This window comes from Phaeobacter sp. S60 (assembly GCF_000826845.1).
Classification (GTDB): domain Bacteria; phylum Pseudomonadota; class Alphaproteobacteria; order Rhodobacterales; family Rhodobacteraceae; genus Phaeobacter; species Phaeobacter piscinae.
The window spans coordinates 34,351-52,764 of sequence record NZ_JSWJ01000017.1 but is presented as its reverse complement, the minus strand read 5'-3'; the positions used below and the strand labels follow the sequence as shown (position 1 = coordinate 52,764).

Annotated in this window: 17 protein-coding genes; 6 read left to right on the top strand and 11 right to left on the bottom strand. The window is 59.9% G+C overall.

Translation table 11 applies throughout. The features are described from left to right. Positions 1–208: 208 nt before the first annotated feature. Together OO25_RS15960 and OO25_RS15955 are read right to left on the bottom strand one after the other, a co-directional pair. A complete protein-coding gene (locus OO25_RS15960) occupies positions 209–1,417 on the bottom strand; it encodes an aminopeptidase P family protein (protein WP_040181128.1) in 1,209 nt (402 codons plus the stop codon). Between the two features lie 220 nt (positions 1,418–1,637). Further along, complete coding sequence (locus OO25_RS15955) at positions 1,638–2,423, bottom strand: alpha/beta hydrolase (protein WP_040181127.1); 786 nt, start codon at positions 2,421–2,423, stop codon at positions 1,638–1,640. Between the two features lie 198 nt (positions 2,424–2,621). Between OO25_RS15955 and OO25_RS15950 the strand changes: the two genes are divergently transcribed. Both OO25_RS15950 and OO25_RS15945 read left to right on the top strand, forming a co-directional pair. After that, a complete protein-coding gene (locus OO25_RS15950) occupies positions 2,622–4,097 on the top strand; it encodes an NAD-dependent succinate-semialdehyde dehydrogenase (protein WP_040181126.1) in 1,476 nt (491 codons plus the stop codon). 132 nt (positions 4,098–4,229) lie between these two features. Continuing rightward, positions 4,230–6,419 carry an esterase-like activity of phytase family protein gene (locus OO25_RS15945; protein ID WP_040181125.1) on the top strand — a complete coding sequence of 730 codons (2,190 nt, stop codon included), beginning with the start codon at positions 4,230–4,232 and terminating at the stop codon, positions 6,417–6,419. A gap of 108 nt (positions 6,420–6,527) precedes the next feature. On the opposite strand, the gene OO25_RS15940 is transcribed toward OO25_RS15945, so the two are convergent. The 6 genes from OO25_RS15940 to OO25_RS15915 all read right to left on the bottom strand — a co-directional run bounded on the left by OO25_RS15940 (position 6,528) and on the right by OO25_RS15915 (position 12,888). Next, positions 6,528–6,986: an Hsp20 family protein gene (locus tag OO25_RS15940; RefSeq protein ID WP_040174502.1), complete on the bottom strand. Its 459-nt coding sequence runs from the start codon at positions 6,984–6,986 to the stop codon at positions 6,528–6,530. Between the two features lie 133 nt (positions 6,987–7,119). Continuing rightward, complete coding sequence (locus OO25_RS15935) at positions 7,120–7,935, bottom strand: serine protease (RefSeq protein ID WP_040181124.1); 816 nt, start codon at positions 7,933–7,935, stop codon at positions 7,120–7,122. Further along, entirely contained in the window at positions 7,932–8,786 is an 855-nt protein-coding gene (locus OO25_RS15930) for a serine protease (protein WP_082035341.1), read from the bottom strand. Before OO25_RS15930 ends, OO25_RS15935 begins: the two co-directional genes overlap by 4 nt. Before the next feature lie 130 nt (positions 8,787–8,916). Then, positions 8,917–10,251 carry a glycolate oxidase subunit GlcF gene (gene glcF / locus OO25_RS15925; protein WP_040181123.1) on the bottom strand — a complete coding sequence of 445 codons (1,335 nt, stop codon included), beginning with the start codon at positions 10,249–10,251 and terminating at the stop codon, positions 8,917–8,919. A gap of 3 nt (positions 10,252–10,254) precedes the next feature. Beyond that, on the bottom strand, positions 10,255–11,355 hold the full coding sequence (locus OO25_RS15920) for an FAD-binding protein (protein WP_040181122.1): 1,101 nt from the start codon (positions 11,353–11,355) through the stop codon (positions 10,255–10,257). 84 nt (positions 11,356–11,439) lie between these two features. Then, the gene (locus tag OO25_RS15915) at positions 11,440–12,888 is read right to left on the bottom strand and encodes an FAD-linked oxidase C-terminal domain-containing protein (RefSeq protein ID WP_040181121.1); all 1,449 of its coding nucleotides are present in this window, start codon (positions 12,886–12,888) and stop codon (positions 11,440–11,442) included. Between the two features lie 90 nt (positions 12,889–12,978). Here OO25_RS15915 and OO25_RS15910 point away from each other — a divergent pair, with 90 nt between their 5' ends. Beyond that, on the top strand, positions 12,979–13,737 hold the full coding sequence (locus OO25_RS15910; RefSeq protein WP_040174514.1) for a DUF599 domain-containing protein: 759 nt from the start codon (positions 12,979–12,981) through the stop codon (positions 13,735–13,737). 36 nt (positions 13,738–13,773) lie between these two features. Next, positions 13,774–14,142 carry a hypothetical protein gene (locus tag OO25_RS15905; protein ID WP_040181119.1) on the top strand — a complete coding sequence of 123 codons (369 nt, stop codon included), beginning with the start codon at positions 13,774–13,776 and terminating at the stop codon, positions 14,140–14,142. 38 nt (positions 14,143–14,180) lie between these two features. Here OO25_RS15905 and rlmH read toward each other — a convergent pair whose 3' ends face one another. The 3 genes from rlmH to OO25_RS15890 form a co-directional block, all read right to left on the bottom strand. Next, positions 14,181–14,651: a 23S rRNA (pseudouridine(1915)-N(3))-methyltransferase RlmH gene (gene rlmH, locus OO25_RS15900; RefSeq protein WP_040174860.1), complete on the bottom strand. Its 471-nt coding sequence runs from the start codon at positions 14,649–14,651 to the stop codon at positions 14,181–14,183. Between the two features lie 85 nt (positions 14,652–14,736). After that, positions 14,737–15,105, bottom strand: a complete 369-nt coding sequence (gene rsfS / locus OO25_RS15895; RefSeq protein ID WP_024095960.1) for a ribosome silencing factor — start codon at positions 15,103–15,105, stop codon at positions 14,737–14,739. A gap of 227 nt (positions 15,106–15,332) precedes the next feature. After that, the gene (locus OO25_RS15890; protein ID WP_040181118.1) at positions 15,333–16,694 is read right to left on the bottom strand and encodes a mechanosensitive ion channel family protein; all 1,362 of its coding nucleotides are present in this window, start codon (positions 16,692–16,694) and stop codon (positions 15,333–15,335) included. Positions 16,695–16,846: 152 nt separating this feature from the next. On the opposite strand from OO25_RS15890, the gene OO25_RS15885 reads away from it, so the two are divergent. Next, complete coding sequence (locus tag OO25_RS15885; RefSeq protein WP_241770621.1) at positions 16,847–16,945, top strand: isopropylmalate isomerase; 99 nt, start codon at positions 16,847–16,849, stop codon at positions 16,943–16,945. A gap of 55 nt (positions 16,946–17,000) precedes the next feature. Then, complete coding sequence (leuC, locus tag OO25_RS15880; protein WP_040174522.1) at positions 17,001–18,404, top strand: 3-isopropylmalate dehydratase large subunit; 1,404 nt, start codon at positions 17,001–17,003, stop codon at positions 18,402–18,404. The last annotated feature ends 10 nt before the right edge of the window (positions 18,405–18,414 follow it).

Sequence of the window (18,414 nt, the reverse complement as noted above, 5' to 3'; positions counted from 1 at the left end):
TGCCTTAACCAAGGCGCTGGTGCAATCTTTGCGACCCGCGGCAGGACGCTGGTGCCGATATGGCGGCCTGAGCACCACCTCTCAGTAAGAATGCGAAAGCACCGTGCAATGCACGGTGCCACGCCCAACTGGGATTGCCTCCCCCAAGGGAGGCGAAGACCAGGCGGGAGCCCCCGCCTGCCAATTGTCACAGTCCCTAGGAGCGCCCTTAGCCGACGACGTTAAATTCCGGCCCATAGGGGTATTTGGTGATGTTCTCATTATCATCGTCATGGATGATCAGAATGTCATGCTCGCGGTAACCGCCTGCACCGGGCTGACCATCCGCGATGGTCAACATCGGCTCCATGGAGATCACCATCCCCGGCTCCAGCACCGTGTCGATATCCTCGCGCAGCTCCAGCCCGGCCTCACGGCCGTAGTAATGCGACAGCACACCAAAGGAGTGGCCATAGCCGAAGGTACGATACTGCAGCAGATCCTGCTCTTCAAAGAAGGCGTTGATCTGATGGGTGATTTCCGCACAGCTCGCGCCCGGTTTCAGCAGCGAGATACCCAGCTCATGGGCTGCCACATTGGCCTCCCAGATGCGCAGGGACTCGGCATCCACTTCCTTCACGAACATGGTGCGTTCCAGCGCGGTGTAGTAGCCGGAGATCATCGGAAAGGTGTTGAGCGACAGGATATCGCCACGTTCCAGCCTGCGGGCGGTCACTGGATTATGGGCGCCATCGGTATTGATCCCGGACTGGAACCAGACCCAGCTGTCGCGGTATTCCGCATCCGGGAAGCGTTTGGCGATTTCCAACTCCATCGCATCGCGACCGGCCATCGCCACGTCGATCTCGCGCGCGCCTTCCTTGACCGCATCCCGGATCGCGAAGCCGCCGACGTCAGCCACCGCCGCCCCGGCGCGGATCATGTCCAGTTCTGCGGCGGATTTGCCCATGCGCTGGCGCATCGTCGGTTCATAGAGGTCAACCAGCCGAGATGGCGCTAGGAAATGTTCCAGTTTTGCCTTCTGCAGCAGGGTCAGGTGATCGCTCTCATAGCCGACAACCGCGCCATCGCCCGAAACCGATTTGATCGCACGCCAGAAGTTGTCGCGCTGCCAGTCGGTATAGGTGATGTTGTCGCAGAACGACCGGCGCCAGGGCTGGCCTGCGTCAATGCCGGCTGAAATTGTCACTGCCTCAGATGCGGTCACCACCATGCCATAGGGGCGACCGAACGCGCAGTAGGTGAACCCCGAATAGTAGGAGATATTGTGCATCGAGGTGAAGACAGCGGCGGTTACGCCGGTCTCTGCCATGATTTTTCGCAGACCTGCGATCCGCGCCTCATATTCGGAGACAGCAAATTGCAGCGGCGCCTTTTCACCATTGTGAAAACGATACATTTCAGGACGTGCAGTCATAGTCGACCCTTCCATCTTACAAGAAAGGTCCCGGCGTTCAGGACAATGTTGTGAGTGAGGGCAGCATGGATTCATGCGGCGACGCCATCGCCTGGCCCTTGGCGCAAAGGATGCGGCAGAGCTGCGATGCTGGCAAGTCTGATTCCCCGCGATAGGGTCGAAAAACGACAAACGCCGCAGGTTTCTACGGCGTTTGTCGTGTTTTTTCTGAAGGGTCGGCTTACTTGACCAATACCGCAACCAGATCGCTTTCGGGATCAGCCAAGGGTTCGATCACGTTGAAATGATGTTTGCCGAACGCAATGACGTGATCGGCTCCCCAGGCTTCGGTCAGCCAGACAGCCTGATCTAGAAAGGCCGGGCGCTCGTCACCGCCCACCCAGACTGTGACCTCCGCCGGGTAGCGATGTTCCATGTCAATTGGGCTTTCTGCGGCAGCGCCTGCTGCGTCCAGTTTGAACTTTCCGTTCATGGAGGTGCGCAGCAGTGGCCGCAGATCCGCGAGCGGCGAGATTGGCACAACCGCCGTAATTCGTTCACCCACTTCCTTCGGCAAAAGATCCCGGTCTAACATGCGCGCGACCAGATGCCCGCCTGCAGAATGGCCCGCCAGCGCAATCGGACCCTCTACCTCAGCCGCGATAGCGGTGACAGCCGCGGCGATCTGCTGGGTGATATCAGAAATCCTTACCTCCGGGCAAAGATCATAGGAGGGCATGGCAACCGCATAGCCATGCGCCAACGCCCCCACCGCCAGATGCGACCAGCTGGATTTATCAAACGCCAACCAATAGCCACCATGCACAAAGATCATCAGCCCCTTGGCAGCCCCTTCGGGAAGAAACAGATCATAGCGGTGCCGGGGACCGTCGCCGTAGGGCACATCCAGACGGGACCGGTCCCGCATTGCGTTGCGAAAATCTTCGGCCGAGGCTGCCCAGCGCGGCGGGTAGCTGTCAGCGTTTTCGATATAGGCGCCATTTGAATACGCGTCGTCGAGCTCCATGCCCAGTCTCCCTGTTCTTCTTGTTGCCGCTACCTGACAGTCTGGCACAGAACATGTCAAATGACCCGCTCCCTGCTGAGCAGCGATGCCGTGGAGGTCGCGCCCTGAATTTGATCAAATTCTGGACTCACCTATCTTTCTGGACATATCAAGTCACAGCTGATTTGCATTTCGCAAATGACATACGGGAGGTCCGCAATGCTCGACGCAACCACTGATCTGAAATCACTGCTCACCGATCCCAGCCTGCTGGAACCGCGTGCCTATATTGGCGGCGGTTTTGTCGATGGCCAGGATGGCACATTCGAAGTGAAAAACCCGGCGCGTGGCGATGTGATTGCCAATGTGGCGGACGTCAGCCGCTCGCAGGTGGCAGGCGCCATCGCGCAGGCTGAAGTTGCTCAGAAGGGTTGGGCCAAATGGACCGGCAAGGAGCGTGCCAATGTTCTGCGCAAATGGTTTGATCTGATGATGGAGAATCAGGAAGACCTGGCCGTCATCCTGACCGCCGAAATGGGCAAACCCCTGGCCGAGTCGCGCGGCGAGATCGCTTATGGCGCGTCCTTCATTGAGTTCTTTGCCGAAGAAGCCAAACGTATCTATGGCGAGACCATTCCCGGCCATCAGCGCGACAAGCGCATCACGGTGCTGAAGCAGCCCATCGGGGTGGCCGCCTCCATCACGCCCTGGAATTTTCCCAACGCTATGATCACCCGCAAGGCCGGTCCGGCACTGGCTGCGGGCTGCGCTTTTGTTGCGCGGCCTGCCGAATTGACACCGCTGTCTGCGACCGCATTGGCCGTCCTGGCAGAGCGCGCGGGCATTCCGGCAGGTGTGTTCAACGTCGTCACCTCCTCCAATGCATCTGAGACCGGCAAGGAGTTTTGCGAGAACAACGCTGTGCGCAAGCTGACCTTTACCGGCTCCACCGAAGTTGGCCGCATCCTGATGCGGCAGGCGGCAGATACCGTTATGAAATGCTCGATGGAACTGGGCGGCAACGCACCGTTCATCGTCTTTGATGATGCTGACCTCGACGCCGCGGTCGAGGGCGCGATCATGTGCAAGTTCCGCAACAACGGCCAGACCTGTGTCTGTGCCAACCGGATCTATGTACAGGCGGGTGTTTACGATGCCTTTGCTGCGAAGCTGAAAGAAGCCGTGGCCAAAATGACCGTGGGCGATGGGCTCGCTGAGGGCACCCAATTTGGCCCACTGATCAACGAGAAAGCCGTCGAAAAGGTGCAAGCCCATATCGCCGATGCAAAGGAAAAAGGCGCTGAGGTGATCCTAGGCGGCAATCCATCGGAGCTGGGCGGCACCTTCTTTGAGCCGACCATTCTTACGGGCGCGACCCAAGACATGGTTTTCTCTCAGGACGAGACCTTTGGCCCGATGGCGCCTCTCTTCAAGTTTGAGACCGAAGATGACGTGATCGACATGGCCAATGACACCATCTTTGGCCTGGCCTCCTACTTTTACGCCAAGGATCTGAGCCGGGTCTACAAGGTGGCCGAAGCACTGGAATATGGGATCGTCGGCGTCAACACCGGCATCATCTCGACAGAGGTGGCCCCATTTGGTGGCGTCAAACAGTCGGGCCTGGGCCGCGAAGGCAGCCATCACGGCATCGAAGACTATCTGGAGATGAAATACATCTGCATGTCGGTCTGATCCGCATCGGAAGGCCTCGGCTGACCGCAGCCGGGGCCGATCATCGTCAAAACGACATCGAACCGTCACAGTCCTTTTACGCGGGCACGGCAGGAGGTTGGGCAATCAACTGTCCAATTTTCGGAGTAGCCGATGTTTCCGCGTCTCATGTGCCTGACCTCTGCGCTGGCCCTTACCGCTGGTATTGCCCAGGCAGAAAAATCCTTTAACCGCATCGCCGCCTTCCCGGTGGTCCAGAACATGGCCGCCGGAGAAGATACATCACGCGAAACCTCGCCAGAAATCATCGACGTCGCAGCCGATGGCATGACATTGGTCTACACCGACAGTCCGTTGGAGGCTCTGGGGCTGATTGATATCACCGATCCGGCCACCCCAGCGCCCAAGGGCAATATCGCACTGCCGGGTGAGCCGACATCGGTCGCAGTCATTGGCAGCACCGCCTATGTCGGCATCAATACCTCCGAAAGCTACACACAGCCCTCGGGCCTGCTGAAATCTATCGACACGGAAACCAGCGCTGAAACGGGCTCCTGTGATCTGGGTGGCCAGCCGGACTCTGTCGCGAAATCCAAGGACGGCGAATTTCTCGCTGTGGCGATTGAAAACGAGCGGGACGAAGACTTGAACGATGGCATGCTGCCACAGATGCCTGCGGGCAATCTGGTGCTGGTGAACGCCACCAAGGAGGGCCTTGATTGCGCGTCGATGAAAGTTGTCAGCCTCACGGGTCTTGCAGATATCGCAGGCGAGGATCCGGAGCCTGAATATGTCGCGATCAACGGGCTTGGGGAAACCGTCGTCACGTTGCAGGAAAACAACCACCTCGTGATCGTCTCGAAGAACGGCGAGATCCTGAACCATTTCTCTGCCGGTTCTGTGGACCTTGACAGTATCGATGCCACGGACGAACGCGGTGCGCTGATATTTGGCGAAAGCCAGACAGAGCGCTTGCGTGAACCCGATGCCGTCACTTGGATTGACGACACGCACTTCGCCACCGCAAACGAAGGCGACTATCAGGGAGGATCGCGGGGTTGGACGATCTTCAACAAGGACGGCACCATCGTTTACGACAGCGGCACCTCCTTTGAACACGCCATCGTGCAGATCGGACACTACCCGGACAAACGCTCTGATGCCAAAGGGGTTGAACCCGAAAGCGTGACCTTCGCCGAATTCGACGGCACACCCTATGTGTTTGTCGGGGCAGAACGCGCGTCGGTGGTGGGGGTCTATGATGTTACGGATCCTGCCAATCCGGTTCTCACCCAGCTGCTACCGTCTGGGGTTGGGCCAGAAGGATACGCCGTCATTCCCGAACGCAATCTGCTGGTTTCGGCCAATGAGAAGGATCTGATCGAAGACAAGGGCCCCCGCGCCCACGTCATGATGTATGAATTGCAAGACGGCGCGCCGACCTATCCGCATCTGACCTCTGCCGGAGCGGATGAATTGATCGGCTGGGGCGCGCTCTCTGGCATGGTGGCGGATGCGGATGGCATGATCTACGCGGTCAACGACAGTTTCTATGGCTTCCAGCCGTCGATCTTCAAAATTGATCCCAGTCCGACACCTGCCCGTATCACCGACGTGATCCGCATCCATCGCCAAGACGGCAACCCGGCCCAGAAACTGGATCTGGAAGGCATTACACTGGACGGCAAAGGTGGCTTTTATGTTGCCTCTGAAGGGCGCACTGATCGGGTGACCCCACATGCCATCTACCACGTCTCCAAAGACGGGCTCATCAAAGCCAAGAGTGGCGAGATCGGGCTGCCTGCCGAGTTGATGGCCGTTGAAAAACGCTTTGGTTTTGAAGGCATCACCAAGGTCGGCAACACGCTCTGGATGGCAGTACAGCGCGAATGGATAGACGACCCCAAAAACTACGTCAAACTGGTAGCCTACAACCTTGAGACCAATGAATGGGGCGCCGTCCACTATCCCAAGGCAGAACCGGACACCGGATGGGTTGGCCTGTCGGAGATCGTGGCCCATGGCGACTATGTCTATGTGATTGAACGCGACAACCAGCATGATTTTCGTGCCGTCACCAAGAAGGTCTATCGCATTCCGCTGGCCGAGATGACACCGGCCCCGTTGGGTGGTGATCTGCCGGTGGTCAGCAAAGAACTGGTGCGTGATCTGCTGCCGGATCTGACCGCGACCGGCGGCTACGTTCTGGATAAGGTCGAAGGGCTGGCCATCACCGCCGAGGGCGAAGGGTTCATCGTTACCGATAATGATGGCGTCGATGATGCCTCCGGCGAGACGATGTTCTTTTCCATCGGTCAGATGAACATGCCGACCGTCAACTGACCTCATCCACTCCGCGTGTCCGACATACCAAAACAGCCCCCCGATAGCATCGGGGGGCTGCTGCATTCAAAGCTGTCAGATCAGGAAGATCAGGGCAGCTTAGTTGAATTAGTTGACGGTCTTGGCGTCCAGTTCCGGTGCCTTGCCGGTTGCGATTTCGATCCGGCGCGGTTTCAGTGCCTCTGGCACCTCGCGCTGCAGATCGATGTGCAGCATACCGTCGGAGTGGCTGGCACCGGTGACGCGCACATGGTCGGCCAGGGTAAACCGGCGTTCAAATGCGCGGGTGGCGATGCCACGGTGCAGGTAGGTACGGTCGCCGTCGTCTTCGGACTTCTTCGCCGAAACGACCAGCGCGTTTTCTTTCACCTCGACACCCAGATCAGCCTCGGAAAAGCCCGCAACGGCAATCGAGATACGATAGGCATCTGCAGCGGTTTTTTCGATATTGTAAGGGGGATAGCTCGGCTGCGCGACGTCAGAACTCAGGGCGCGATCCATCAGGTCGGCAATCTGGTCAAAGCCGATGGTGGCCCGGTGCAGCGGTGCAAAATCAAAACTACGCATGTGTCATCCTCATTCGTGAGCGATTTCTACGTGCCCTCCCATCAGGGACAGGCGTTTGGAATGTCGGACCCCGATCATCGGCGATCCGAACAGAACTGAGATAAGGGCTGAAATTGTCGGTTCAAGAGGTGGTTTATCCGCCGGGACGGACAAATTTCGCACCGCCCGCCGACGTGCCACTGCCCACGCGGATACGCTTAATTCGCCGATCTGGTGCCGCCACTGGACTGCGGCGCAGCCGTGCTTTCAGCTCGGCCACCCTTTGCGGCAGTTTCATGCCAAAGGCCACCTGCTTACCACCGTATAGGCCTCCGCCGGAAATCAGCGCTAGAATACGCCCTCGTCCCCCCACCTGCGAGAACACTGGCGCACCGGAAGAGCCGAAGGTGACGTTGCAATCGATCATCAAGACATCCGCACGTTCGGCCATCAGATTGCAATGGCGCTGGCGCGACAAGGCCTCGGCACGGCCCATCCCGTAGGACGTCACCGATATATCGCGTCCGTAGTCCCGGCCGGAATGCAGCGCGAAGGCACTCGCCAAACCACTGGTCACAGGGGCCGCCAGCCGGATCAATGCGACATCATGGCGGATATTCTCAAGATCAAGCCGCCCACCTGATCGAAACTCCGGGTCCGCTGCAATCTGCAAGGCCTGGCGCTCGGCAATGGCCACGCCATCGCGCAGGCCCGCGCGAAAGGTGATCTGGTCAGCCGGGCGCAGGTTGTGGCGCTGATCATAGACGCAATGCGCCGCAGTCAACACCAGATCCGGCGCAATCAGCGTGCCGGTGCAAAACCCCTGTCCGTTCAGCTCCAGCCGCCCGACTGCCTCCCACCCCAGGAGGTCATCACGGTCGGTCAGACGCCGCAACCCGGTATCCTGTGCGGCTGCCACAGTCGCATAGAGCGCGGTCACAACAGTTAGGACAAGCGCGCCGAGTCTCATTGGCTGATGAACTTTGCGCCGGAATTGCTCCGACGTTCACCCACTTTCACGCGGCCAACACCGGGGGGCATTTGGCCGCCGATCCGACTGCCGGTGAGCTGCGCACGCAACAGCGCCAATTCCTCTGCCAGAGCCGAGCCAAGAGCGACCTGCTGACCGGAAACCTCCGCCTTGGCAGAGACCACCGACACGATCTTGGGGCGCCCTGCGTCAAAGGAAAACACCGGCGCACCGGACGAGCCATAGTCCACGTCGCAGGACATCACCAACACGCCCTCCTGACGAGCCATCACCGCACAGACATCCTGCAGCGACGGCGCCTCAGAGCGGTCATGTGCATAAGACACCACACCAATCCGCGCGCCCTTTTGTGGGCGCTGATCGGTTTCAAATGGCATCACGGTGGTGTTGCGGATGGGCCGCTGCAACTGCAGCAGCGCGATATCGTTGCGCACCCGGTCTGTCGAGACTTTGCCATCGTAGATGTAGCTGGGGTGGATGACCGCCTGGCGGATGCTGCGATAGGCCGAAGCGCGCCCGTTGCGCCATCCCGCAAGAAATTCGATGGTCTGCGGTGCGATCCGGGTCCGACTGTCGCGGTCATAAAGACAATGCGCCGCTGTCAGCACCAGATCAGGCGCAATCAATGCACCGGTACAGAAGCCTTCTCCGTTGACGTCAAGCCGTCCGACCGCCTGCCAATCCCGCCCCGCGTCTGTGGTTTCCAACCGTTGCAGGCGGCTGTCGTCAGCGCTTGCACTCGTCGGCGCGGCGATACAGACCAGCCCGATGGAGACCAGCGCTGCCGCCAGTGGCAGCATCCGCTGCCGGATCGGTTTCTTTACGCTCATCACCCTGCCAGCCCCATGTCCCAATCGCTCCCGTTTCAGGGTATGCTTTGCTTGGGGCGAAATTACGGCAGCAGGATCCGGAATGCACCCGGCCTGTGGGCGGTCGGCAGCGACATCTTGCCGAGCTGCATCATCTAAGGATCGGGATCTCTCCCGCGCGGGGATCAGCGCCCGGCCCACCCGCCACCAGTGCCTGTGGTTTCGGACCTCCGGTGGCCCAATCCAGTAATTCCACCGTGTGCAAGATTGGGATGTCCGTGGCGGAGCCGATCTGCATCATGCAGCCAATATTGCCCGCTGCGATCAGGTCCGGTTGCCTGGCTTCCAATGTCGTCACCTTGCGGGCCTTCAATTCAGCCGAAATTTCCGGCTGAAGCAAATTGTAAGTTCCGGCCGAACCGCAGCAGAGGTGACTGTCGGCAGGTTCCACCACCGTGAAGCCTGCGCGCTTCAGGAGCGTTTTCGGGTGGGTCTTGATCTGCTGGCCGTGCTGCAAGGAACAGGCCGCGTGATAGGCCACTGTTGTTTCCTTATCCTCCCCTTCCGGCAGGTCCAGCTGCATCAACAGCTCGGAGATATCCATAGCGATTGCCGAAACCCGCGCCGCATCCGCTGCCAACGCATCATTGCGGAACATATGACCATAGTCCTTGACTGTGGTGCCGCAGCCAGAGGTGTTGATGACGATTGCATCCAGCCCCTGCCCGTCAATTTCGTCTGTCCAGGCACGGATGTTCTTTGCGGCGGTGGCATGGCTTTCCGCCTCGCGCCCCATGTGATGGGTCAGCGCTCCGCAGCAGCCCGCCCCCGCAGCCACAACCACCTCACATCCCAGCCGGGTCAGCAGACGAATGGTGGCATCATTGATATCGGTATTGAGCGCCTTCTGCGCACAACCTGTCATCAGGGCAACGCGTTTCCTGCGTGGTGCCTTCGCGGCAAAGCTCTGGGGGTCGTCGTTGCGGCTGACCGGTGGGATATGCCGCGGCACCATATCCAGCATGGCACGCAGACGAGCATCCGGCATGAGCCCCTTGAAAGGCTGTGCCAGCTTGGCCCCGATCAGGGCGAGACGGAACCGCCCCGGATACGGAAGGATCCGCGCCAGCAGCCAACGCAGGGCACGATCACTCCATGGCCGGTCATAGTGTTTGTCGATGTAGGCGCGCGCATGATCCACAAGATGCATGTAATGCACCCCCGACGGGCAGGTGGTCATGCAGGCCAGACAGCTGAGGCAGCGGTCAATATGCTTCACGGTCTTGGCATCCGGAACCCGCTCGTTTTCCAGCATATCCTTGATCAGGTAGATTCGACCGCGGGGGCTGTCCAGCTCATCGCCCAGCACCTGATATGTCGGGCAGGTCGCAGTGCAGAAGCCGCAATGCACACATGACCTGAGGATTTCATTGGCACGCTGGGTGCCCGGGTCGCGCAGTTGTTTTTCGCTGAATGTCGTCTGCATCGTCTACCCCATCAGTCCCGGATTAAGAATGCCGTGCGGGTCAAACTGGCGCCGCAGCCCCTCAGATATCGCAGCGAGTGGCCCCGGTTGTGACTGGAACTGGCCCAGCTCAGCCCGTGTCTGCGTGCTGGCGCGCACCAAGGTCGCATGACCCGGCACGGTCAGCCGGGATCGCAGATCGCTCCCTGCCGGAACCAGCGCCCAGATCAGCCCTCCGCCCCAGTCGAACAGCAAGCCCTCCGCCTGCAACGCAGGCGCCAGCGCAATCGCATCCGACGGTTTGACCGAAATTCGCCAGACGTCGCCAGGCTGGTCATGAAACGCCGCGACATCGCGGATCCCATCCCACAAGGCATCCCCGGCGCCGAGGGCAAGGCTCACCTCTCCAAATCGACCCAGCGCCTCTTTCAAGGCCTCTGCGCGATAAGTGACGGAGGCCTCAAACCCCTCGACCCGAATATGAACCGTGGCCAAAGCCGGATCATACGCCGCGCCGGTCACATCATAGGGCGAGCCGAGTGCCATCGACATCGCAGCAACCGCCAACCCCAGATCCGCCACATGCACCGTCACCGTCGCGCAGGCCTCCGAACACGGCAGCACCTTCAGCGATACCTCGCTCAACACTCCCAGAGTGCCATGAGAGCCGGCCATCAGCTTCACCAGATCGTAACCGGTCACGTTCTTCATCACCCGGCCGCCATTGCTCAGCACCGCGCCGCGCCCATCGACAAAACGCACCCCCAGCAGGAAATCCCGCGCCGCGCCGCATTGAATACGCCGGGGGCCAGAGATATTGGCAGCAAACACCCCGCCCATGGTTGGCGTTCCTGTGGTTCCAAGCAGCCCGCGATGATCCATCGGCTCAAAGGCCAGACGCTGATTTTCCCCCGCCAGCAGCGCCTGCACCTCCTCCACCGATGTGCCCGCCTGCACAACCAGTGTCAGGGCGCCGGGCTCATAAAGTGTGACGCCATTGAGACCCGCCACACTGAGCGTCTCACCGCCCATCGACAGACCACGGGTGCCTCCGCCGTTGACAGCCAGAGGCGCTGTTGCCCCTGCGATGATTTCGGCCAGCTCGGCCTCGCTCTGAGGTGTCATTCTTTCACCTTTCCAAAATACTCTGGGGGTCGTGGGGGCAAAGCCCCCGCTGCAGACCCGCACAGGGTCTGCCATGGGCCACGGTCACAGGGGGGCCGCTGCCGGGGTTCGACGGCTTTGCGTGGTCGAGAGGGGGAAAACCTTGGCCGGGTTCAGCAACCACTTGGGATCGAACACATCCTTCACCCGCAGCTGTGCCTCGATATCCGCAGCGCCGTATTGATCCAGCATCAGATCGCGCTTCTCGATCCCGACACCATGTTCCCCTGTCAGACAGCCTCCGACCTCCACACAGAGTTTCAGAATCTCAGCACCAAAAGCCTCACAGGTTTCCAGATCGCCGGGTTTGTTGGCATCAAACAGGATCAAAGGATGCATATTGCCATCGCCCGCGTGGAACACATTGGCGACATCCAGGCCAAATTCCTGGCTCATCTCTCCAATGCGACGCAGCACATGGGGCAATGACGTGACAGGGATCGTGCCGTCCAGACACATGTAGTCATTGATCTGCCCCATCGCACCAAAGGCTGATTTCCGGCCCAGCCAAATGCGAGCCGCCTCATCGCTGTCGCGGGCCTCGCGCAGTTCCACCGGATTATGGGAGCGGGCGATCTCGGTGATCAACCGCAACTGGTGGTCGATTTCCGCATCGCTGCCTTCGACCTCGACGATCAGCAGGGCTTCGCACATCGGATAGCCCGCCTTGGCGAAGGCTTCACAGGCCTCGATGCAAGGGCGGTCCATAAACTCAATCGCGACCGGCAGCACACCTGCCTTGATGATATCGCTGACACAGGCACCGGCGACTTCGTTGCTGTCGTAGCCAATCAGCACGGGGCGCGCCCCTTCGGGTTTGCGTAGAATGCGCAGGGTGGCCTCGGTCACCACCCCCAACTGTCCCTCACTGCCGCAAATCACACCCAGCAGATCCAGCCCACCAGCATCCAGGTGGGCGCCGCCTATTTCCACAACGGAGCCATCCATCATCACCATGGTCACCCCCATCAGGTTGTTGGTGGTGACGCCATATTTCAGACAATGGGCACCGCCCGAGTTCATCGCAATATTGCCGGCAATTGCACAGGCCAGCTGCGACGACGGATCCGGCGCATAGAAAAACTCTTCCTCCTCAACCGCACCTGACACGCTCAGATTGGTGCGCCCGGTCTGCACCCGGATAATGCGGTTGTCGTAGTCCGTCTCCAGCACAGCATTCATCCGCGCGACACCAAGGATCACGCAATCAGCTGTCGGCAGAGCGCCACCGGCAAGCGAAGTACCCGCGCCGCGCGGCACCACCGGAACACCAGCCGCATGGCAGATCCGCAGCACATCGGAAACTTCCTTGGTCGTGCGCGGCAGGACAACCAGCATTGGCGGGCATTTATATGCCGTCAGCGCGTCGCATTCATAGGCGCGAGTCTCCGTCGGGTCCTGAACCAGCGCATCATCCGGCAAGACCGCCGCAAGCCGCGATGCCAGCTCAGCCTTCTGTGACAGCACTGTCTGATCTGGGATGGGCATGTCCATGGGGCTCTCCTGTGGATGCGATATTTGGTAAACTAATATTACCAATTTTCACAACTGGCAAGTCCGCTGTTCCACAGCTAGGATCAGTACATGACCTTGCTCGATCGTATCGCCCTGTTTTCGCCCGCTGATCTGGCAGCCTGCGTGCTTTTGATCCTGTGCTGGCTTGGCATTGGATGGCGCATCGAAAACGCCACGGCAGAGCATCCTTCCGTCTCTGGCCTGATGGCTGAGTTCCGGCATGCCTGGATGATTCAGATGGTGCAACGCGATCCGAGGATCTTCGACGCGCAGTTGATCGCAAACCTGCGGCAAGGCAGTGCGTTCTTTGCCTCTGCCTCAATGATCGCGATAGGCGGCGGGCTTGCGCTGATTGGCAATACAGATCAACTGGCCGGGGTCGCGCAGGACCTGAGCCTGGAAAGCGCCCCCGCCTTTGTCTGGGATGTGAAGATCCTGATGGTGCTGTTGTTGCTGTCAAACGCTTTTCTGAAATATGTCTGGGCGCACCGGCTGTTCGGCTATTGTTTTGTGCTGATGGCGGCGGTGCCCAACACCGACGCAGACGCACGTGCATACCCGCGCGCCAGTCAGGCCGCGGATCTCAGTATCACCGCGGCACGCAGTTTCAACCGCGCCATGCGATCCACCTATTTCGCCCTTGCCGCCGTGGCTTGGCTGATCGGCTCCTGGGCGCTGATTGCAGCCAGCCTTGTGACCTTTGCGGTGCTCTACCGCCGCGAGTTTGCCTCACAATCTCGCAGCATATTGCAACGTGTACCCGCAAATACGACGCCACCTGCGCCAAACACTCCCACAAGTACCGATCGGGGCAACACGCAGATGTGACAGCGACGAAATGCACGTCACGCCTATACTCGGGCCATGATCCGATGCATCACTCTTCTCTCTCTGATTTGGCTGCCCGCAGTGGCGCTGGCTGATGATCCGCAGATAGCCGACGCGACCGCGCAGCAGACGGGCGACAGCTGGCGTATCAGTGTCACACTCACCCACCCGGACAGCGGCTGGGACCATTATGCGGACGGCTGGCGAGTGCTGGACACCAACGGCAATGTGCTCGGCCTGCGTGAACTTGCCCATCCGCATGTAACCGAACAGCCCTTCACCCGGTCATTGGCTGGTGTGGCAATACCGAAGGGATTGGACACAGTGCTGATCCAGGCCCGCTGCAATGTCGATGGCTGGTCCGAAGCAACCTATGTGCTGCCTCTTGCCTGCTCCTCCTGCTGACGCCATCGATGGCACAGCTCTGCTGCGGAGCCCTTAGGCTAGACTCTGTGATACGGGCTGCCTGCAAGAATAGTGGCGGCGCGATAGATCTGCTCTGCCAACAGCACCCGCACCAGCATATGTGGCCAGACCATCTTGCCCAGTGAGATTGAGAAATCCGCCTCAGCACGCAAGCTGGGATCAATCCCATCCGCTCCCCCGATCACGAAGGCTACATCTTGGCGACCGGTATCGCGCCAATCGGCAAGGCGTTTTGAGAAATCAGGCGAACTCAGCAGCTTGCCGCGTTCGTCCAATGTGCAGATGACAGCCCCCTTGGGGATTGCCTTGCGCAGCAGCTCCGCCTCGGCGGCCATGCCTGCGTTTTTCTTGTCCTCGACTTCGACAATGCGACAAGGGCCCAGACCAAGGGCCCGGCCCGTGCGGTCGAAGCGCTCAATATAGTCGTCGATCAACTGCTTTTCCGGGCTGGCCCGCAGCCGCCCGACCACACAGAAATGAACTTTCATGAGGACACTTTCGATACAGGCCCGCGCCAGGCGCATACTACGCTCTGCACGGGCCGATCTGATGGAACCGGATCCGATCTGGGGATCAGTTCTCGCTCTGGGCAGGTGACGTGCCCGCAGGCAGCCACATTTTTTCGAGCTGATAGAATTCGCGCACTTCCGGACGGAACAGATGGACGATGATATCGCCGGTATCGATCAGCACCCAGTCGCCGGTGTCTTTGCCTTCGACCTTGCAGACCATGCCGTAGTCCTGCTTCAGGCGGTCAGCCAGCTTTTCAGCCATAGACGCCACCTGACGGGTGGAGCGACCCGAGGCAATAACCATGTGATCGCCAATAGCCGTTTTGCCGCGCAGGTCGATCTGCACGACATCTTCAGCCTTGTCGTCATTCAGCGAGGAAAGAACACGCGCCAGCAGCTCATCGCTGGTTGGCTGTGATTTGGTAGCCATTACGGCCACTCCGCGGCCAGCATCTGGGGCCGCCTGAGGTTCGGGTGACAGGACATTGTCCTCCTTGTAACGCGCCGCCGGTCCCCCGGCGCTGGGGTTGACTTAATGTAGCAAGCCATATGCGGTTTTTCAATGAACCTTGACGGCCGGCTGCTATGCGCGCCGCGCAGGCGTAAGATCAGCGTGAAATGACAATGTAACTGCCTCCTGCCGTGCCAGAACGCGTCTCAGTCCTGCATCGCCACCGGCAAGGCCTCGTTCAGCACACGCACCTCCCGCTGCGGGAAGGGGATCGAGATTCCGGCCTCCTTGAAGGCGTCCCAGAGCGCCAGATAGACATTGCCGCGAATATTGGTCAGCCCGCCGGTCGGATCGCTGATCCAGAACCGCAGCACATAGTCCACGCTGCTGTCCCCAAATCCGACGATGTGACAGACCGGCGCCCGGTTGCCGCCACTCAGCACACGCCCCACGGTTTTGGCCGCCTCAATCGCGACACGGCGCACCTCATGCGGGTCATCGCTGTAGCCGGTGCCAAACTTCAGATCCAGCCGTACGAATCGGTCGGTATGGGACCAGTTGACCACCTCATTGGTGATGAAATCCTCGTTCGGGATCAGGTATTCGCGCCCATCGCGTGTCACCACAGACACATAGCGCGCGCCAAGGGAATTGATCCAACCAAAGGTCTCGCCCAGCGAAATCACATCCCCCGGCTTGATGGACTTATCCAGCAGGATGATGAGGCCTGACACCAGATTGGACACAACTTTCTGCAGACCAAAACCAAGACCGACACCAATGGCACCAGACAGAACCGCAAGGCCCGTCAGGTCTATTCCAATCGCCTTCAACCCAATAAAGAAGGCACCGCCAAGCAGCAGGATCTGCGCCAGCTTGGCACCAAGCACCTGCATTGACGGTGAGATATCCGGATTGTTGCGGATCCGGTTCGCGGCAACGGATGAAATCGCACGCGCCAGCGTGAGCATGACACCCAGAATGACCACCGCCTGAACGATCAAGAACAGCGAGATGCGCAAATCCCCGAAATCAATCGCCACACTGTCGAGAAACGCCGTTGCTTCAGCTGTAATGCCGAGGATGCGTAGGGTGACCCAGATCCAGGCGCCATATTTTACCAGCTTTCGCAGCAGGGGATTGGCTACCAGCCGCGTCGCAAAGGACACGATCAGCCAGGCCAGAGACAGGTTTGCGATCACCACCAATAGGCGTGATCGGCTGGGCCAAGTGATATCCTGCATGATCAAAACCGTGGTCCAGATCAGCAAAACAAAAAGGATGCCACGAATACGCCTGTGCAAGACCAGCCCTGCCCGCATACGCCAACGCGGCCAGCCGGTGCGGCCACGCAGCCAATCATGAAAAGCCCCTGCGATGGGTTTGGCCAACACCGCGGCCAGGACCAACAGGCCGACTGCGATCCCGAGCTGATAGGCATTCCAGGGGCGCAGCAGAACCTCCGCCGTGTTGGTCAGGAAATCCCACAGCTGCTGCCCCAGCTCAATTGCCTCAGCCGTGCTTTCGGCCAGCGCATCTTTGGTCTCGATCTGTTCGTCCGGATCCATGACGCTCCCTTTTGTTTGCGAGTCTGACGCGCCTTCAGGTTCCAATCAAGGCGCGACTTTGGGTGATATCGCAATTCCAAGTGCGACCATACTGTTGACTGCGTTTCAGAACGAATCTTGATTGCCACGCCCAGCGGATGTATCTGACAGCCATGACCCTCGTTTTGGCCCATCATATCGAGCTGCAAGACCGCGCACGCCTGCGCGAACGGTTCTTTGGTGCCGCCCGCACGGTCCTGGCGCGGCTATAAGGCTGCCGCCAAGCCATTTTGCCAGCTACATTCCAAAAACTACGGGAGAGGACTCATGTCCCCCAAGACGCTTTACGACAAAATCTGGGATGCGCATGTTGCGCATGAAGCCGAGGACGGCACTTGCCTGCTCTATATCGACCGCCATCTGGTTCACGAAGTGACCAGCCCGCAGGCGTTCGAAGGCCTGCGCATGGCAGGTCGCAAGGTACACGCGCCCGACAAAACCATCGCGGTGCCGGACCACAACGTGCCGACCACGCTTGACCGCGCCAAAGGCATCGAGAACGAGGAAAGCCGCATCCAGGTCGAAGCGCTCGACAAGAACGCCCGCGAATTCGGCGTGCATTACTACCCGGTGGATGACGTTCGTCAGGGCATCGTGCACATTGTCGGCCCCGAACAGGGCTGGACCCTGCCCGGCATGACCGTGGTTTGCGGCGACAGCCACACCGCCACCCACGGTGCTTTTGGCGCGCTCGCGCATGGCATCGGCACATCGGAGGTGGAGCACGTGCTGGCCACCCAGACGCTGATCCAGAAGAAGTCCAAGAACATGAAGGTGGAGATCACCGGCAAGCTGAAGCCGGGTGTGACCGCCAAGGACATCACCCTGGCCGTGATCGGCGAGACCGGCACCGCAGGCGGCACCGGCTATGTCATCGAGTATTGCGGCGAAGCGATCCGCGATCTGTCGATGGAAGGCCGCATGACCGTCTGCAACATGGCCATTGAGGGCGGCGCCCGCGCCGGTCTGATCGCCCCGGACGAGACCACTTTCGAGTATGTCAAAGGCCGCCCGCACGCTCCGAAAGGTGCCCAGTGGGAAGCCGCCCTGACCTGGTGGAAAACCCTGTTCACTGACGAAGGCGCCCACTTCGACAAAGTCGTCACGCTGAAGGGCGAAGACATCCAGCCGGTTGTGACCTGGGGCACCAGCCCTGAGGACGTGCTGCCGATCACCGGTGTGGTGCCCGCACCTGAGGATTTCACCGGCGGCAAGGTTGAGGCGGCCCGCCGTTCGCTTGAATACATGGGGCTCACTCCCGGCCAGAAGCTGACCGACATTGAGATCGATACCGTCTTCATCGGCTCCTGCACCAACGGCCGCATCGAAGACCTGCGCGCCGTGGCTGAGGTCGTGAAGGGCAAGAAGGTCAAGGACGGTATGCGCGCCATGGTCGTTCCGGGCTCCGGTTTGGTCCGTGCCCAAGCTGAGGAAGAAGGCATTGCCGAGATCCTCCAGGACGCCGGTTTTGAATGGCGTCTTGCGGGCTGCTCCATGTGCCTGGCGATGAACCCCGACCAGCTGTCCGAAGGCGAGCGCTGTGCCGCAACCTCAAACCGGAACTTCGAAGGTCGTCAGGGCTACAAGGGTCGCACCCATCTGGTGTCCCCTGCCATGGCTGCCGCTGCTGCCCTGACAGGCAAGCTGACCGATGTGCGCGAGCTGAACTAAGGAGCCAGCA